At 31.7% G+C, this 18,114-nt stretch carries 13 protein-coding genes; 7 read left to right on the forward strand and 6 right to left on the reverse strand.

From position 1 onward, the window contains the following. Positions 1–2: 2 nt before the first annotated feature. Genes H6578_05640 through secA form a run of 3 tightly spaced genes read right to left on the reverse strand, consistent with a single transcriptional unit; the run spans position 3 to position 4,370 of the window. Positions 3–401 carry an SPOR domain-containing protein gene (locus tag H6578_05640; protein ID MCB9226634.1) on the reverse strand — a complete coding sequence of 133 codons (399 nt, stop codon included), beginning with the start codon at positions 399–401 and terminating at the stop codon, positions 3–5. A gap of 4 nt (positions 402–405) precedes the next feature. Then, positions 406–1,047, reverse strand: a complete 642-nt coding sequence (gene deoC, locus H6578_05645; protein MCB9226635.1) for a deoxyribose-phosphate aldolase — start codon at positions 1,045–1,047, stop codon at positions 406–408. Positions 1,048–1,076: 29 nt separating this feature from the next. After that, positions 1,077–4,370: a preprotein translocase subunit SecA gene (gene secA, locus H6578_05650; GenBank protein MCB9226636.1), complete on the reverse strand. Its 3,294-nt coding sequence runs from the start codon at positions 4,368–4,370 to the stop codon at positions 1,077–1,079. A 142-nt stretch (positions 4,371–4,512) separates the two neighbouring features. Between secA and purD the strand changes: the two genes are divergently transcribed. Next, the gene (gene purD / locus H6578_05655) at positions 4,513–5,784 is read left to right on the forward strand and encodes a phosphoribosylamine--glycine ligase (GenBank protein ID MCB9226637.1); all 1,272 of its coding nucleotides are present in this window, start codon (positions 4,513–4,515) and stop codon (positions 5,782–5,784) included. A gap of 65 nt (positions 5,785–5,849) precedes the next feature. Here purD and H6578_05660 read toward each other — a convergent pair whose 3' ends face one another. Continuing rightward, the gene (locus H6578_05660; protein MCB9226638.1) at positions 5,850–6,590 is read right to left on the reverse strand and encodes an RDD family protein; all 741 of its coding nucleotides are present in this window, start codon (positions 6,588–6,590) and stop codon (positions 5,850–5,852) included. 76 nt (positions 6,591–6,666) lie between these two features. On the opposite strand from H6578_05660, the gene H6578_05665 reads away from it, so the two are divergent. Genes H6578_05665 through H6578_05685 form a run of 5 tightly spaced genes read left to right on the forward strand, consistent with a single transcriptional unit; the run spans position 6,667 to position 12,813 of the window. After that, positions 6,667–8,508 carry a stage II sporulation protein M gene (locus H6578_05665; protein MCB9226639.1) on the forward strand — a complete coding sequence of 614 codons (1,842 nt, stop codon included), beginning with the start codon at positions 6,667–6,669 and terminating at the stop codon, positions 8,506–8,508. Beyond that, positions 8,501–9,199, forward strand: a complete 699-nt coding sequence (locus H6578_05670) for a hypothetical protein (GenBank protein ID MCB9226640.1) — start codon at positions 8,501–8,503, stop codon at positions 9,197–9,199. Before H6578_05665 ends, H6578_05670 begins: the two co-directional genes overlap by 8 nt. After that, positions 9,186–10,439 carry a DUF4350 domain-containing protein gene (locus H6578_05675; protein ID MCB9226641.1) on the forward strand — a complete coding sequence of 418 codons (1,254 nt, stop codon included), beginning with the start codon at positions 9,186–9,188 and terminating at the stop codon, positions 10,437–10,439. The genes H6578_05670 and H6578_05675 overlap by 14 nt, the downstream gene beginning before the upstream one ends. Before the next feature lie 5 nt (positions 10,440–10,444). Continuing rightward, entirely contained in the window at positions 10,445–11,458 is a 1,014-nt protein-coding gene (locus tag H6578_05680; GenBank protein MCB9226642.1) for a MoxR family ATPase, read from the forward strand. A 2-nt stretch (positions 11,459–11,460) separates the two neighbouring features. Beyond that, the gene (locus H6578_05685) at positions 11,461–12,813 is read left to right on the forward strand and encodes a DUF58 domain-containing protein (GenBank protein MCB9226643.1); all 1,353 of its coding nucleotides are present in this window, start codon (positions 11,461–11,463) and stop codon (positions 12,811–12,813) included. Positions 12,814–12,825: 12 nt separating this feature from the next. Here H6578_05685 and H6578_05690 read toward each other — a convergent pair whose 3' ends face one another. Together H6578_05690 and H6578_05695 are read right to left on the reverse strand one after the other, a co-directional pair. Continuing rightward, the gene (locus tag H6578_05690; protein ID MCB9226644.1) at positions 12,826–15,327 is read right to left on the reverse strand and encodes a tetratricopeptide repeat protein; all 2,502 of its coding nucleotides are present in this window, start codon (positions 15,325–15,327) and stop codon (positions 12,826–12,828) included. Further along, positions 15,324–16,175, reverse strand: a complete 852-nt coding sequence (locus H6578_05695) for a hypothetical protein (protein MCB9226645.1) — start codon at positions 16,173–16,175, stop codon at positions 15,324–15,326. Before H6578_05695 ends, H6578_05690 begins: the two co-directional genes overlap by 4 nt. Positions 16,176–16,317: 142 nt before the next feature. Between H6578_05695 and H6578_05700 the strand changes: the two genes are divergently transcribed. Then, on the forward strand, positions 16,318–18,114 hold the full coding sequence (locus tag H6578_05700; protein ID MCB9226646.1) for a hypothetical protein: 1,797 nt from the start codon (positions 16,318–16,320) through the stop codon (positions 18,112–18,114).

An 18,114-nucleotide genomic window follows, 5' to 3' on the forward strand; every position in this document is an offset into this window, starting at 1 on the left:
GTTTACTTTATTTTAATTTCATCTCGCACCACAAAAGCAGATTGAAATTCGCCTATTATTTCATCCATGTATTTGTAGGCTTCTAATCGGGTTTTAAAATCGCCTATTCTTAGCTTGTAGTAAGGTTGATCATACACAATATATGCTTTCACATTAGAATGTTTTTGATAAAGTTCGGTTTTTTTAGTGTAAACTTCATCTCTATTTGAGCTATTTATCAGCTGTATTCTGTAGCCGCTGTCTTTATCTCTATGTTCATTTTTATCTAAATGAGCTTCTAACATAAATGCCAAATCAAAATCTGCATCTATTTGCACTTTATCGTTTAAGTGATAAGAATATTGTGCTTTTACGACAAAAATAAAAATGATGAGAATAAATGTTCCAACTACTTTTTTCATAATTTTATATTAAGTTTAAACTACTGCTTGCTCCCAGCCTGTCTGCACCTGCTTCTACTAATGCTTCTGCTTGTTCTTTAGTTTTAATTCCTCCTGAAGCTTTAAGTTTTATGTGCTCAGGCAAATTTTTTCTTAAAAGTTCTATATCCTCTACTTTAGCTCCACTTGAAGCAAATCCTGTAGATGTTTTAACAAAATCTACACCAATTTTTGCACAAATTTCGCATGCTTTTAGTTTTTCATCTTGGGTTAATAAAGCTGTTTCTATAATTACCTTCACTTTTTTACTTCTTAAATGTGCTAAGGTTGTTATAGTTTGTATGTCATTTTCTACATAGCTGTAATCTTTATTTTTTAAAGCAGCTATGTTTATTACCATATCTATTTCATCTGCTCCTTCATCTATGGCTTTGCGTGTTTCCTCTACTTTGGCTGGCGTAGTAGAATATCCCAAAGGGAAACCAACTACTGTAACTACCAAACAATCAGATTTTTCTAACAAAGTAGTTGCTTTTTTTACAAAATAAGGAGGCACGCACACTCCGGCAAAATTATTTTCTTTAGCTTCTTGGCAAATCCTCTCTACATCTTCATTGCCGGTATCTGCTTTTAGTACCGTATGTTCTATTTTACTTACTATATCCATTTATAGTTGTTTTTAAGGTTCTATTTTTATTATTGCCCGTGGCACTGTTTATATTTTTTCCCACTTCCACATGGACAAGGGTCATTTCTACCCACTTTTGGCTCTGTTCTTACTGGCTCGGCTTTTCTTTGTTCTCTTTCTTGGTTTTCCTCATCGTCAGAACGGGAAGTTTTCATTTTATCTAAATTAGTTCTTTCCACCGCCTGATTTGTTTTTACATTTTCGGCTTTTTGCTCCGGCAAAGAACCTTTAAATAAAAACTGTACTACATCTCTATTTATTTCAGATGCCAAACCTTTAAACAATTCAAAAGCTTCTAATTTATATATTAATAACGGATCTTTTTGCTCTAAAGATGCATTTTGTACTTCCTTTTTCAAATCGTCCATTTGGCGTAAGTGGTGTTTCCACGCTTCATCTATCATGGCTAAAGAAACACTTTTTTCAAATTCTACTATTAGCTGTTTTCCTTTGTTTTTAATATTTTTTTCTAAAGGAACTAATACATTTAGCTGTTTTTTGCCATCGGTAAATGGCACTACTATGTTTTTAACGGTTTCGCCTCTATTTTTATGTATTTGCTCAAATATAGGAAGTGTATTTTTGGCTATTCGTTCTGTTTTTTCTTTGTAAACCTTACGAGCTTCTATATAAAGCATTTTAGCTACTTCATTTTGGCTCTTTTTTAAGAAATCTTCTCTACTTATTTGAGTATCTAAAGAAAAGAAGATGATAGCATTTAATTTAAAATTGTCATAATCTTCTTGTGGTCTGTTTAGTGCTACTATTTCTTCGCATAAATTATAGATAGCATCCATAATATCTAAGGACAATCTATCGCCAAACAAAGCATTTTTTCTTCTTTTGTAGATTACTTCACGTTGCATATTCATTACATCATCGTATTCAAGCAAACGTTTTCTTATACCAAAGTTGTTTTCTTCTACTTTCTTTTGGGCGGTTTCTACGTTTTTAGTAATCATAGAGTGCTGAATTACTTCGCCTTCTTTAAAACCTAATCTATCCATCCATTTAGCCATATTTTCCGAGCCAAATAAACGCATTAGTTTATCTTCTAAAGAAATGAAAAACTGCGAAGAGCCCGGGTCTCCTTGACGACCGGCACGACCACGCAACTGGCGGTCAATTCGTCTTGAATCGTGGCGTTCTGAACCCACTATTGCTAAACCTCCTGCGGCTACTACTTCTGGCGAAAGCTTAATATCCGTTCCCCTTCCTGCCATGTTGGTAGCTATGGTAACAGCTCCTGCTCTACCTGCTTCTGCCACTATATCTGCTTCTCGCTGATGCTGTTTAGCATTTAAAACTTGATGTTTTATACCTTTCATTTGTAGCAAACGGCTTATTAACTCAGAAACTTCTACACTTGTAGTACCCACTAACACAGGGCGTCCTTGCTCTGTAAGTTTTTGAATTTCATCGGCAATACCGTTAAATTTCTCTCTGGTAGTTCTGTATATTAAGTCATTTTGGTCATCACGCTGTATAGGTTTATTGGTAGGAATAACCACCACGTCTAATTTATATATATCCCAAAACTCTTGACTTTCTGTTTCGGCAGTACCTGTCATTCCACTTAGTTTGTGGTACATTCTAAAAAAGTTTTGAAGTGTAATAGTAGCCATAGTTTGAGATGCTGCTTCTACTTTTACATTTTCTTTGCTTTCTATAGCTTGGTGCAAACCGTCTGAATATCTACGACCATCCATTATACGCCCCGTATTTTCATCTACTATTTTCACTTTGCCGTCCATTACCACATATTCTACATCTTTTTCAAAAAGTGTATATGCTTTTAGCAACTGCTGAATAGTGTGTAACCTTTCTGTTTTAATGGCATAATCTTGCATGAGCTGTTCTTTAAGCTCCATTTTTTCTTCATCATTTTTATCAGATTTTTCAATATCTGCTATTTTGCCACCTACATCGGGTACTACAAAGAAATTTTTATCTTCTCCTCCAGAAGTTATTAGCTCTATACCTTGCTCTTTAAGTTCTACAGAGTTTTGTTTTTCTTCTATTACAAACAATAAGTCTTCATCTACTATTGGCATTTCCTTGTTTTGGTCTTGCATATAGTGATTTTCTGTTTTTTGCAAGATTTGTTTTACACCTTGCTCACTCAAAAACTTAATTAACGGCTTGTTTTTAGGCAGTGCACGGTAGGCTTGCAATAAAGCAAAACCGCCATCGCCCGGCTTGTAGCCTGTATTTCCGGCTTTTATTAGTTTTTTTGCGTCATTTAAGTATTGCGTAGCTTTATTTCTTTGAGCTTCCACTAATTTTGATATTCTTGGTTTTAATTCATAAAACTGCTCTTCATCGTTGGTATCTACTTGTCCGCTAATAATTAAAGGTGTACGAGCATCATCTATTAAAACAGAGTCCACCTCATCTATCATGGCATAGTGTAGTTTTCGCTGCACTAACTCACTTGCATTTCGCAACATATTATCTCTTAAATAATCAAAACCAAATTCGTTATTGGTTCCATAAGTAATATCTGCTTTGTAAGCGGCTATTCTTTCTTCAGAGTGAGGTCTGTATCTGTCTATACAATCTACTTTTATACCCAAAAAGTTAAAAATAGGGGCATTCCACTCGCAGTCCCTTGTAGCTAAGTAGTTGTTTACCGTAATAATATGTACGCCCAAACCCGGCAGTGCATTTAAGTACGCAGGAAGCGTAGAAACTAAAGTTTTACCTTCCCCTGTTTGCATTTCTGCTATTTTACCTTGGTGTAGTACAATTCCGCCTATCAACTGTACATCATAATGCACCATATTCCATGTAACTTGAGCTCCGGCTGCCATCCACGAATTTTTGTATGTAGCATTATTGCCCTCTATAGTTACAAAATCTGACGAAGCGGCTAAATCTCTATCCATATCTGTAGCGGCAGATACCATTTCAGTATTTTGAGAAAATCTTCTTGCTGTTTCTTTGACTACGGCAAATGCTTGAGGTAAAATTTGCTCTAATATTTCTTCTACTTTTTGGTCTTTTTCTAATTTTAGCTCGTCAATTTTGTCAAAAATTTCTTCTTTTTCTTCTACAGGCATTTCTAAGTTCTCAGAAACTTGCTGTTCTAAAGATTCTATTTTATCGTCTATCTCTTTAGTGTAAGCGTTTATTTTATCTCTAAAAACCTTGGTTTTGCCACGCAATTCATCATTGCTAACGTTCTTTAGCTTTTCAAATTCGCTATTTATTTCATCTACAATAGGCTGTATTGCCTTAATGTCTTTTTCGTGTTTGTTGCCAAAGATTTTACCAAAAACCTTTTCTACAAAATTTGCCATAAACTGTTTTTCTATTTAAGATGTACAAAAGTACGAGATAATATTAAAATCAAACTCAATATTCTGTCTTTCAAATAACATTCCATTAATATTAATCGGAAATAATGTCATAAACCTTATATTTTTGCAAAAAATAACACAAATGAACATTCTTATAATTGGCTCAGGAGGGAGAGAACATACTTTTGCTTGGAAACTTAAACAAAGTCCTTTAACTAACAATTTATATGTAGCTCCGGGCAATGGGGGTACTAAAAAAATAGCTACTAATATAAATATTGATGTTTGCGATTTTGAAACTCAAAAGAAATTTTGCTTAGAAAACAACATTGACATAGTTGTAGTAGGACCAGAAGTGCCATTAGTGGAAGGTATTTACGATTATTTTAAAAATGATGAAGCTTCAAAGCATATTAATGTAATAGGTCCTTCAAAAAAAGGTGCACAACTTGAAGGAAGTAAAAGTTTTGCTAAATATTTTATGCAAAGACACCATATTCCTACTGCGGCATTTAATGAGTTTACTTCAGATAATTTAGCACAAGGTTTTTTGTTTATAGAGCAAAATAAAGCTCCGTTTGTACTTAAAGCAGACGGGCTGGCAGCAGGAAAAGGTGTGGTTATAACTGAGGATAAAATGGAAGCTAAAGCTACGCTTATAGAAATGATAACCGCGGCAAAATTTGGCGAAGCCGGCAGTAAAGTAATTATAGAAGAATTTTTAAAAGGGATAGAATTTTCTGTTTTTGTACTTACAGATGGCGAAAATTATGTAATACTTCCCGAAGCAAAAGACTATAAACGCATAGGCGAAGGCGACAAAGGCTTAAACACGGGCGGAATGGGAGCAGTTTCTCCGGTGCCGTTTGTTACAGATGAATTAATGCAAAAGGTAATACAAAAAGTAGTAGAACCTACCGTAAAAGGTTTAAAAGAAGAAAATATTACCTACAAAGGTTTTATTTATGTAGGGTTAATTTTAGTAGAAAATGAGCCTTATGTAATAGAATACAACTGCCGTATGGGCGACCCGGAAACGGAAATAGTACTACCAAGATTGGAAAACGATTTAGTAGAACTGTTTAATGCCGTAAAACACCGAAATTTAGATAAAGTAGAAATAAAACACAGCAAAAAACATGGAGCTACGGTTATTTTGGCATCGGGTGGCTATCCGGAAAGTTATGAAAAAGGAAAAGAAATAAGTTTACCTAAGGCTAAAGAAGATGTAATGGTTTTTCATGCCGGCACAAAGGAACAAAATGGCAAACTGCTGACCAATGGCGGACGCGTAATAGCCGTAAGTGCTTTAGGAGAATCTTTAAAAAACGCTTTAAGCAAAGCGAATGCTGTAGCTAATGAAATTGAATTTGATAAAAAATACTATAGAAAAGATATAGGCTGGGAGTTTTGAGGAAAAAATGGATATTCAAACTATAAAGATAGATTTGATAAGGTTTTTTTAAGTATATAAATTATTTATCTTGTTAAATAAACATAATCTCTAAGTACAGTTTTTAAAAAAACACTACTACTTTTACTGCCCTGCGGAGTTTTTACATCCATAGTTTTAGCCACATAGGCACTTAATGAGTTTAGTGCTTTCATGTGCGTTTCGTTTGGAAATTTTTGGTATCTATCTAAAGTTTCTTTAACTACCAACATTTGCTCTTCAGAAAAATTTTTAGCCATATTAAAAGAAACATCATAATCCTTTATGTTTATCATTTTTAAAACATCATTGAGCTTATAACTCTGTGGATTTTGTACTTGTATAACAACCGTATTAGCTATAATATCGCCCAGCCGCTGACTTTTGTTTGTAGATAATACAGCAACTACAGCCACAATGCCGCTTGAAAAAGTAATATCAACCAAACGAAACATCCACCGGGTTAAATAGTCTATAAATTCCGGTCTTTCGCCATTAGTTTTTATTACTCTTATGCCCAATGCTCTTTTACCTAAACTCTGTCCATTCATAAAATATTCAAACAGTAAATGGTAAAACATAATTATAGGCAGTATAATTAAATAAACATATAGTTCGCTAAAATCACTATTTCTTGGGAAAAAAGATACTAATATTAAAACCAAGATGTAATAAATAACCCCAATAGCAAAACTATCAATAATAAAAGCTAAAATACGCTGCATTACTCCAGCTAAACTATAACTAATAGCTACCTGCTGAGCAGTTTCTACATCTATTGACTTCATTCATTAAACTTTAAAAATATATTTCTATTTCTGTCAAAAATACACTTTTTTTTAAGATATTTAAGCTCGCAAAACGATGAAGGAAACTAAATTTGTAAATCAGAATAAGGAAAAATGGCAAGAGTTTGAAAAACTAAGCCAAAGCAAAACAAAGAACCCCGATAGGCTTAGCGAGTTGTATGTGCAGATAACCGATGATTTATCTTATGCTAAAACTTACTACAAAAACCGAATGGTAAGAGCTTATTTGAATAATTTATCGCAAAAAGTTTATTTAAGTATTTACAAAACTAAAAAATCCCCTTTTAAAAATCTTTGGAATTTTTGGCAAGAAGAATTGCCTTACATTATTTACCAATGTAGAAAAGAGTTGTTGCTTTCTTTAGCTGTTTTTTTAATAGCAGCAGGTATTGGAGCATTTTCGGTATTGCAAGATGCTAATTATGCGGAAATAGTAACCAGCCCCAGTTATGTAGAAATGACTAAAGAAAACATAAAAAATGGCGACCCCATGTATGTTTACAAAGATGAAGACCCTTTGCCCATGTTTTTGCGTATAGCGTGGAACAACATAAGAGTATCTTTCAATGTATTTGTAATGGGCGTGCTGGCTGGTGTAGGCACTATTTTTATGCTGATACTCAATGGCACTATGTTGGGTGGTTTCCAATTTTTCTTTTACGATAAAGGTGTGTTTTGGGAGTCGGTAATAACAGTGTGGCAACACGGCACCATAGAAATACTTTGTATAATAATAGCCGGAGGTGCAGGCTTAGTATTGGGCAGAGGATTAATAGCTCCCGGGGCATATCCACGCTTACAGTCTTTTCAAATGGCTGCCCGAAAAGGATTGCTCATTATGCTTTCCATTATTCCACTCATAATAATTGCAGCTTTTATTGAAGGCTATATTACCCGATTAACCGATGCCAATATTTTTTATAGAATAGGTTTAATTATTTTGTCCTTAACTTTTATGATAGGATACTATGTTTATTACCCGTTTAAAAAATATAAACAAGGTTTTAGCCAAGAAGTAAAAGCAGAAAAAACCATAGAAAGTAAAGATTTAAGCATCAACTACAAAAAAATTAAAACAGCCGTAGAATCTTTTGCCGATAGTTTTTCATTATATGCTGCTAATTTTGGCAAGTTTGTAGGTGTGTCATTGTTCTTTGCCGGCATTTATGGCTTCATTTATTTGTTTTTCTTTAAAGAAGAAACTTTATACATTGATGTTTATGATTTTGGCAAAGTAGAAAATGTGTTTTTTGCACTAATGGAAGTTATTTTTTCAAGTTTTAATGATATTTTCAGCATGCCTCATTCTATTCCTTTTTTTAGTGCCAATACCATTTTGCTTGCCACACTTATAGGATTGAGCACTCGTTTAGTAATAAAAAATGCTCAACCATTATTAACCATAAAACCACACCGAATTATACTTAGCAGTTTAATAATAAGTTTACTTATAAATGTCATATTTTTAGTAAGCAAAGGCATAGGATATTGGACTTTTTTGTGTCTAATTCCATTTTTAGCTTATTTGAATATAGCTACGAACATAAATAAAAACTTCATGCAAGGAGTACAGCAAGGCTTTAGCTTACTGTTTGTCAATTTTATGAGTACAGTGGGTTTGTTTTTTCTTTTACTACTCATTACCACATTGGTTTCTTTAATGAATATAAGTATTATATCGCTGTGGATGGTAGATTTTATAAGTCAAAACTTTTTAATGGATGGCGAGCAATACACTAAGTTTTATACTTTTATTTCAGGATTTATTGGCGTAGGCACTTTTGCTATGATTTACCCAATTTTTTATTTAGCATTTGGCATACAGTTTTTAAGCAATGCCGAAAAACAAAATGCCACACATTTACAAGACAAAATAAATGCCCTGTTTCTTGAGTAAGATTTTTAAAAATATGGTGTTAATGGTAGTTTTTACTACTTTAATTCTGTCTGTTTTTAGCCAAAAAAATGAAGACATAAAACGGTACGATAAAGAATACTACGAAAAAGTTACAAAAGGAGTTGACTACACCGAAAACATAAAAGAAAGAGAAATTAAAGAACCAAAAATTCCAAATATCAATATGCCAAATTTAGGCAACTGGACTGTAGTGGGCGAGCTTTTAAAAGTTATAGCCATTATAACTTTAGTGCTTGTTTTGGCTTATTTTATTTATACAATTTTTGAAGAAAACTACGGAGGTGCTAATAAGGCAATTAAGAAGTATAAAAACGTTTTAATAGAAAACTTAGAGCAGCACATACATGAAGTAGATTTACACCAATTTTTAGCAGAAGCTTTAAAAAACAATGATTTTAAACTGGCGGTAAGAATTTATTATCTAATAATAATAAAACAACTAAGCGATTCAAAATTAATAAACTGGAAAAAACAAAAAACCAATGGCGAATATGTTTCTGAATTATTTGGCAGTAATTATTTCCCCGATTTTAAAGATAGCACCCTCATTTTTGAACGAATATGGTATGGCGATATAGAAATAGATAAACAACGCTACGAAAATGTAGCCGGTAAGTACAAACAGTTTTTAAACAAACTACCTAAAACTATTAACAGTGAAGCAAAGTAAAAATACAAGAACTACACTGATAGTAATAGGCGTTTTGGTGCTTTTATATGGAGCGTTTATGCTTTATCAAAAGCAATTTAGGTCAAAATATACCTGGTACACAAACTATGTTTATGACAATAAGCAACCTTATGGAGCACATATTTTATATCAACTTTTAAAAAATTACAGCAACGAAAACCTAACGCTTATAGATGAACAAAATCTTAGAGATTTTTTAAACGAGCACGATACCGTAACCAACGCCAACTATTTTGTAATAGGAAAACACTGCAATTATAATGAAGATGATATAGTTAACCTTAAACAATTTGTAAGAAGAGGAAATACTGCTTTTATAGCCTTAGAAGAATTGTCGTACGATTTGTTGTATTCTGCTGTTTCAGAATGTGCTATAGTAGAGTATGAAAACTATTATAGCCCAAGTGGCAGATTAAGCGTTAGGTTTAACGATACTTTGTCCAAAAATTATGTTTTTAAATATAAATACAACGATAAGCCAAGTAGTTATTATTGGAAATATTTTGAAACAGAACAATGTAGTATTGATGAAATAATACCATTGAGTACAATTAATAAAAGAAAATCAAATTTTATAAAAATAAACTACGGTAGAGGCAAGTTTTTGGTTCATGCAAACCCTGAATTGTTTACTAATTTATTTTTAATAAAGCCCATTTATGCCGACCATTCTGAAATGGTTTTTGCTAACCTAAGTGATGGTCCTATTTATTGGGATAGAAACAGCAAACTATGGAGTATAAGTGGAAATAATTATACCAATGGCAATGAAGGCAACACACCTTTTGATTATATTTTACGCCAGCCGGCTTTAAAATGGGCGTATTATTTAATGTGGAGTTTAGTTATTCTTTTTGTACTTTTTAATCTTTGGCGAAAACAAAAAGCCGTGCCCGTAAAATTTCCAAAGAAAAACACTACATTAGAATTTGTACACTCAATAGGCGAACTGTATTTTAAAAATAAAAACAACAAAAAACTGGCTATACAAAAAATGAATTTGTTTGTAAAAAAAGCCCGTAACAGATACAATATATCAGAAAACAATGAAGAGAGATTTATTAGTTTGTTAGCTAAAAAATCGGATGTAGAAAAACAAAAAATAGAGCAAATTTTTAAATTTTACCACATTATAGAAAAGCAAAACGAAAACATAAGCGATGAAGATTTAATTAAATTTTATTCACTTTTACAAAACTTTAATAAAACTGCTAAATAAAAAATATGGAAGAACAACAAGAAAACCAAAATGCACAGCATGAACAAGATTCTTTTATGGAAAATAAGCTTGACGTTAGTTTAGTGCAAAACACCACTTACGCCATAAAACAAGAAATAGGAAAAGTGGTAGTAGGGCAAAATAAAATGTTAGATTTATTAATTATTGCACTGCTAACCAACGGACACGTACTAATAGAAGGCGTACCGGGAATAGCTAAAACATTAACGGCAAAATTATTGGCAAAAGTTATAGATTTAGATTTTTCTCGTATTCAGTTTACACCAGATTTAATGCCTACAGATGTATTAGGAACATCGGTTTTTAACTTAAAAAACTCCGATTTTACATTTAACAAAGGACCTATTTTTTCTAATTTAATACTGATAGATGAAATAAATAGAGCTCCCGCCAAAACACAAGCAGCTTTATTTGAAGTAATGGAAGAAAAACAAGCCACCATTGACGGAACAACCTATCCTATGGCTTTGCCGTTTTTTGTTATGGCTACTCAAAACCCTATAGAACAAGAAGGAACATATAAGCTACCAGAAGCACAGCTTGACCGTTTTTTATTCAGAATAAAAATAGACTATCCAAGTGTGGAAGAAGAAGTGCAAATTTTAAACCGATTTAAAAGCAGTTTTGACCACACAAAAACTATAAATGTAGATAAAAAAGTAAGTGCTAAAGACATACAAAACTGCCTTGAAACAATAGAGCAAGTACACATAAAAGATGAACTAATTAAATACATCGCTGAAATTATAGACAACACCAGAAACAATGGCGATTTAACTTTAGGAGCATCGCCAAGAGCCTCTTTGGCTATACTAAAATGTGCTAAAGCACAAGCGGCTATAAACGGCAGAGATTTTGTAACACCAGATGACATTCAGGCAGTAGCTTTTCCTGTGCTTAACCACAGAATTATTTTAAACCCGGATAAAGAAATAGAAGGCACAAAAGAAGAAGAAATAATACAAGAAATTATTGAAAAAATAGAAGTGCCACGTTAAAATTGAAAGTACTTAATTACATAGCATCATTTTTAAAAAATACTTGGTTTACAAAGCGTTTCTTTGCTTTAGGAGCAGTAGTAGTTCTGCTTTTCGCACTGGGTTTTGTTTGGGCATTTCTTTTTTTTATAGCTAAAATTGTCTTGCTTATTTTATTGGCTACTACATTGGTAGATGTTTTTGTTTTATACAAAAATAAAAAGGCTTTTGAAGCAGAACGAATTTCACAAAAACTGCTAAGTAATGGAGATGAAAATCCCATAAAAATCAGGCTAAAAAACTTAACATCTATATTTTTTGATGTAGTTATTTATGACGAATTGCCCGAACAACTACAGCAAAGAGGATTAAAATTTGAACTATCCTTTAAGGCAGAAGAATTTAAAGAACTTAAATATACTATTCTGCCCAAAGAAAGAGGTGTGTATAGTTTTGGCTGTTTAAATGTATTTTTTTCAAGTAAAATAAACTTAGTGCAACGCAGGCAGCTAATTAATTTAGCCGAAGATAAAAAGGTATATCCGAGCATTATACAAATGAAGAAGTTTAGCTTAAAAGCATTAGAAAAAACATCTCAAATGTATGGTATGCGTAAGCTGAGAAAAATAGGGCAAAGTTTTGAGTTTGAACAAATTAGGCAATATGTAAAAGGCGATGATATACGCAAGATAAACTGGAAAGCTACCAGCAAGATGAACGAACTTATGGTTAATCAATATACCGAAGAGCGTTCTCAATCGGTGTACTGCATTATAGATAAAAGTCGGAATATGAAATTGCCTTTTTATGGCTTAACACTGTTTGATTATGCTATAAACAGCAGTTTAGTTTTGGCTAATATTTCATTGCAAAAACACGATAAAGCCGGGTTAATTACTTTTTCCGATAAAATGGACACCATTGTGCCTGCCGGAAATAAAACAGGGCAGCTAACAAAGATTTTAGAAAATTTATATCAGCAAAACGAAAACTTATTAGAGTCTAACTACGAGCTTTTATATGCTTATACTAAGAAAATAATTCCTAATAGAAGCTTGTTGTTTTTGTTTACCAATTTTGAGAGCCAGTATAATTTAGATAGAAATATAAATGTGTTAAGAAAACTGAGCAAAACTCATGTTTTAGTGGTTATATTTTTTGAAAACACAGAATTATCACATTATTTGCAGCAAGATGCAGAAAAACTAATGGATATATATCAACACACTATAGGCGAAAAAATACAGTATGAAAAAATAGGATTAATACAAAAGTTACGGCAGTTTGGCATACAAACTATTTATACTAAACCAGAAGATTTAACGGTAAGTAGCATTAATAAATATTTAGAAATAAAGGCTAAGGGATTGGTGTAGCTTACCGTTAAATTAATATATTTTCCCCTCTTTCAATAACTCTATAGTATTCCTTAATTTTTCATCATTAGGATTTTGTTGTAGAAGTCTTTCAAAAGTTTCAATGGCTTTATCTTTTTTCCCGGATTTTCTATACGTATTACCCAGCAAAATGTAGCTTGTTTTATCATTAAATCTTTCTATAGCTTTTTCCATAGTGGCGGTAGCTTCATCTACTTTTCCTAAATTAAACAAACACCGCCCTTTATATTCATAAGCATCTTTTAATTCGGGATTTTCTAATGGTTTTTTATTTATATCGTAGTTATTAATAACGGCATCAAAATCAACAATAGCGTCTGCATATTTTTTTCTTTCGTAATGAATTAAACCCAAGTAATAAAAATGTATCCATTCTTCGGGTTTAAGCTCGGTAGCCTTTTTTAAATAAGGATAAGCATTATTGGGGTCGGCTTGCAAAATATAATATACAGCAAGGTCGGAGTAAGGACCATAAAATTCAGGAAATATTTCAATAGATTTTTTGTAATGTTCAACCGCTAAAGCATTAACAGAATCTTTGTTTTCAACTAAATTATATTTCACTAAGTTTCTCAATTCTACAGCATATTGTGCATTGATAGCCGCGTTGTTTGGAGCATAAGGCAATGTTCTTAACGAAAGATCGTAATTGCTTTTCCAAGCTTTATTTCTATTATATACTTTGTAAGAAAAATAAACAAAAAGAGGAGCTAAGCAAACAGCTAATATAATTTTAATGTTTTTTTGGTCTTTTATAAAAGAGCTAAATAGCTTAAAAACACCAACAACCATTAAAACACAAAAACCCATAGAAGGCAAAAACAAAAATCTTTCTGCCAAAGTATCGGGCATTAGCCGCACAATGTTTGTATAAATAGAAATAGTTAAAAAATACCAAACCAGCGACCAAAACAATAAGTAATATTTCTTTTTGTAAAAGAAGTAAAGCAAATATAATAGTGCAAGATGCACAATAATAGAAAGATAAACTTCCCAGTTTTTCCATGTTGCAAATTTTATTTGCCATGCACCATGCTGGTGTACTAAGTGAACAGGAAAAATTAATTTTTGAAGATAGATTAACTGTATTTTTAAAATAGTTGCCGATTTTGTAGCTAAATCTGGTGCAGAAACTAATATATTATGATAGGGTTGGTTTTCAAAAACACGTTTTGTAGGGTCAGTGTTTACTTCATTTGTGCTGTTTTCATTTGTGGTTTTATGGGCTGTAAATATGTATTCAAAATCATTATTGTAATTTGATTTATGAATATGATACTCAAAAATTGTAAGCGTAGCTAAAAAAACTAAAAACAGCCAATGCAGTTTATACTTTCTCTTTAACAGTAAAAAAAGAGGGAGAAAAAGCACTACTAACGTAGTTACTTGAGGAAAATTTTTAGTAACAATTATCCACCCCAAGCTTATAATTATAGGAAGAACTGAAATAGGAAGAAGAATTTTCCAATTTAATTTTTCATCATTTTTATAATACGCAAGTATAACAAATATGCATATTAAAAACACAATGGCAATGTATGTTTTTGAAAGAAACATTAAAATACTTCCACCTATTACAAAAGCTAAAAAGAAAATATTTTTAAAATTAAAGTACTCTTTACTTAAAGAAAATAAGGTGTAAAAAATATAGAAAGGAATTAAAAATTTGTTGCCAATATAATACAAATAAGCACCTACTATAAGGGTAATAATTATTAAAACTTTAGGTGAAAAATTCTTTTTAGCATACAGCAATAATAATAACAATAATGGAAAATGAAATAAATCAAGCCACCAAGTAGTGTATTTAGTTAGGACTAAAAGAAATAAAAAACAAGTAATAGTTAAAACTTGATTTATTATAGTGATATTTTTTTCAAAGTATTGACTTATTGTATTAAAACGATTGTTACTTCTCAAAAATAAATACAATAAAATAGGTGCAACTGTTAAGGCAGATAATTTAGAAAGTAAAGCAAAAGCAAATAGCAATAATGCTACTATTAGATATTTAGTAGCTTTTTTATCGGCAAAATATAAACTCCATAAAACAAAAATAGCACTTAACAGTTCATCGCTACTTTTATTATTGGCTACTACCTCAGAATGTACCGGCAATAAAACAAAATATAAGCCTATAAATAGCAACAACCAATTATCTAAATTGGGAAAAAAATGCTTTAACACAAATAAAAATGAAAAACAACACAGAGCATATAACAAAACTGTTCCTACATGAAAAGGCAAGGGATTATCAGGAAAAAACTGCCACAAGGTAGCAAAATAAGTTTGCGGTACGGGTCTATATGTTGGTCGGTCTTGTATATAGTTTTCGGTAGTCCAAATTTCTTTTAATCCATCAAAACCTTTACTGGTTACTGAATTTAATGTTATTACTATTTGGTCGTCCCAAACAAACTCATGTTTTAAAGTATTGGCATACAATACAAACGCCACTAAAGCTACAATAATATATATCCACTTTAATTTCACTTGTTTAAACGGTTTAATATGTTCCAAATTTTTAGTTTAATGCTGTCAAGGAGTGTCAAGTTAGCATTTTTATATAAGTTGCCTAAATCTGATTTATATTTTTTTAATGCTGTTATATAATTTTTAAAAATTGGACTTTCTTTATCAATCATTTGAAGCGAATAATCATTAAAATGATAAAAAATTAAAGAGAAAGTATTCGCTATTAAAATTTTGCCATTAACTATATCTATCTTATTAATTTCGCTATTCCAGCCTGCCACATTGCAGCCTTTATGCCTAACTATATGTGTGTTTTCTTCAATTATGGGAAATAAATCTAAATATTTTTGGTCGTCAAACAAACCTCTAAAATAATTTTTTTCACAACGATACAAACAAGCTTTTGCCCACCATTCCAACACCTTTTCAGCATTTTGATTAACGCCCACAAACCCCGCATTATAAAGTCCTACTCTAAAATTTGCTTCTAACCAATTTTGCTCTTTTTCGGGGTTGTACTTATAATGATGTGGCGTTAATAATACCGTATGCGTTTTTAACAACTTAAATAAAAATTTAAAATCATTAAAAAAGAAAATGTCGTTATCTACATAAATTACTTGCTGTTTTTGTTTTAATAAATGCAATAAAAATATAGATTTTAAACTCCAACGAAGTTTGTCCTTATGGTTTTTATATTTTTTAATCAGTTTCAAGCCTGTTTCATTGTCAATATCTCGCAAAAAACTAAAAGAAACATTTTTGGGTGCATTTGTTTTATCTACAGTATCAGCATCTACTATTAAAACAGAAAGATGTGCATCATAAGCCTGCAAACTATCTGCTAAGGCATAGCATTTATACAAGTGGGAGTGCGTTGTTATGGTACAAAACTGAAAAAGCAATATTGCAATATTTTAAATAACTGTAAATATAGCAAAGCTAAGTATTAAAAAAGAAGCACAATATTACTTTTAATTTTTAAATAAATTATCTTTGGCTACGTAAATGGTTGTTTTAGGAATTTCAGCTTATTATCATGATAGTGCGGCAGTTATTTTAGAGAATGGAATAATAAAAGCTGCTGTTCAAGAAGAACGCTTTACCCGATTAAAGCACGATAAAGCATTTCCTAAAAATGCAATTATTGCTTGCTTAAATATTACACATTTACATATTAACCAAATTGACGCTATTGTTTTTTACGATAAACCTTTCCTGAAATTTGAACGCTTATTACAAACCTATATGGAAGAAGCTCCAAAAGGATGGTGGCAGTTTGTAAGAGCCATTCCAGCTTGGCTTAAAGAAAAACTTTTTATAAAAGACCAACTAAAAAAGGAACTCAAAGAAATAGGAGATATAAATTGGGAAAAAACAAAATTGCATTTTTCTAAACATCATTTATCTCATGCGGCAAGTGCTTTTTTCCCTTCTCCGTTTCAAAAAGCAGCTATTTTAACAGTAGATGGCGTTGGGGAATGGGCTACAGCTTCTATTGCCTTAGGCAAAGACAATAATATTACAACCTTAAAAGAAATTCATTTTCCCCATTCTTTAGGTTTATTATATTCTGCTTTTACCTACTTTTTAGGATTTAAAGTTAATAGTGGAGAGTACAAAGTAATGGGTTTAGCTCCCTACGGCAATAGAGAAAGTGATTTAGTAAAACAATACACCCACAAAATAAAAACACATCTTATAGAAATATATGATGATGGTTCTTTTAAGCTTAATCAAGAGTATTTTGCTTATGCCACATCTTTTAAAATGATAAACGAAAGCAAGTTTGAGCAACTTTTTGGATTAAAAACCAGAAAAGAAGAAAGCACGCTTACAAAAGAACACTATTCTTTAGCGGCAGCACTTCAAATAGTTACAGAGGAAGTAATTATAAAAATGGCTAAAGAAGCTAAAAATATTACTAAAGCAGAAAATTTATGCTTGTCGGGAGGTGTGGCTTTAAACTGTGTAGCTAATGGCGTTTTAGAGGAATTAAATTTTTATGAAAACATATTTATTCAGCCGGCAGCAGGAGATGCAGGAGGTGCATTAGGTGCCGCTTTAGCTTATTATTATATGGCTGCTAAAAATGAAAGAAAAATTATTTTTCCCGATGCTATGAGTTATGCTTATTTAGGTGCTTCTTTTTCAAATACTGAAATAGAAAGAGCTTTGGCTAATAATAATTTAATGTGGAATTTGTTTGACGATGAGGGTTTAATAGAATTTACAAAAAATAGTTTGCTACAAAATAAAGTAGTGGGTTGGTTTCAGGGAAAAATGGAATACGGACCAAGAGCTTTGGGAAACAGAAGTATTTTAGGTAATCCTTTGCATGCTGAAACACAATCTAAGTTAAATTTAAAAGTAAAAAAACGAGAGAGTTTCAGACCTTTTGCACCCATAATGTTAAAAGAAGAATTTCAAAAGTATTTTGGTAAAAATTACGATTCGCCATACATGCTTATGGTGCATAAAATATTAAAAGAATACCGAAAAGATTTTGAAATAAACTCAGATAATTTAACCGATTTAATTAATAAAGAGCGGTCAGAAATTCCTGCAATAACGCATGTAGATTACTCTGCCAGAATACAAACAGTAACAGCAGAATCTAACAAAAAGATATTTGATTTACTAACGGCTTTTAAAAAAGAAACAGGCATAGGTGTTTTAGTAAATACCAGTTTTAATGTGCGTAGCGAACCCGTTGTTTGCACACCACAAGATGCCATAAATTGTTTTTTAAATACAGATATTGATATTTTGGTTTTAGGAAATTATGTAGTAGAAAAAGCTTAG

It is taken from the genome of Chitinophagales bacterium, from assembly GCA_020635995.1.
Taxonomy (GTDB): Bacteria; Bacteroidota; Bacteroidia; order Chitinophagales; family UBA8649; genus JAFMKE01.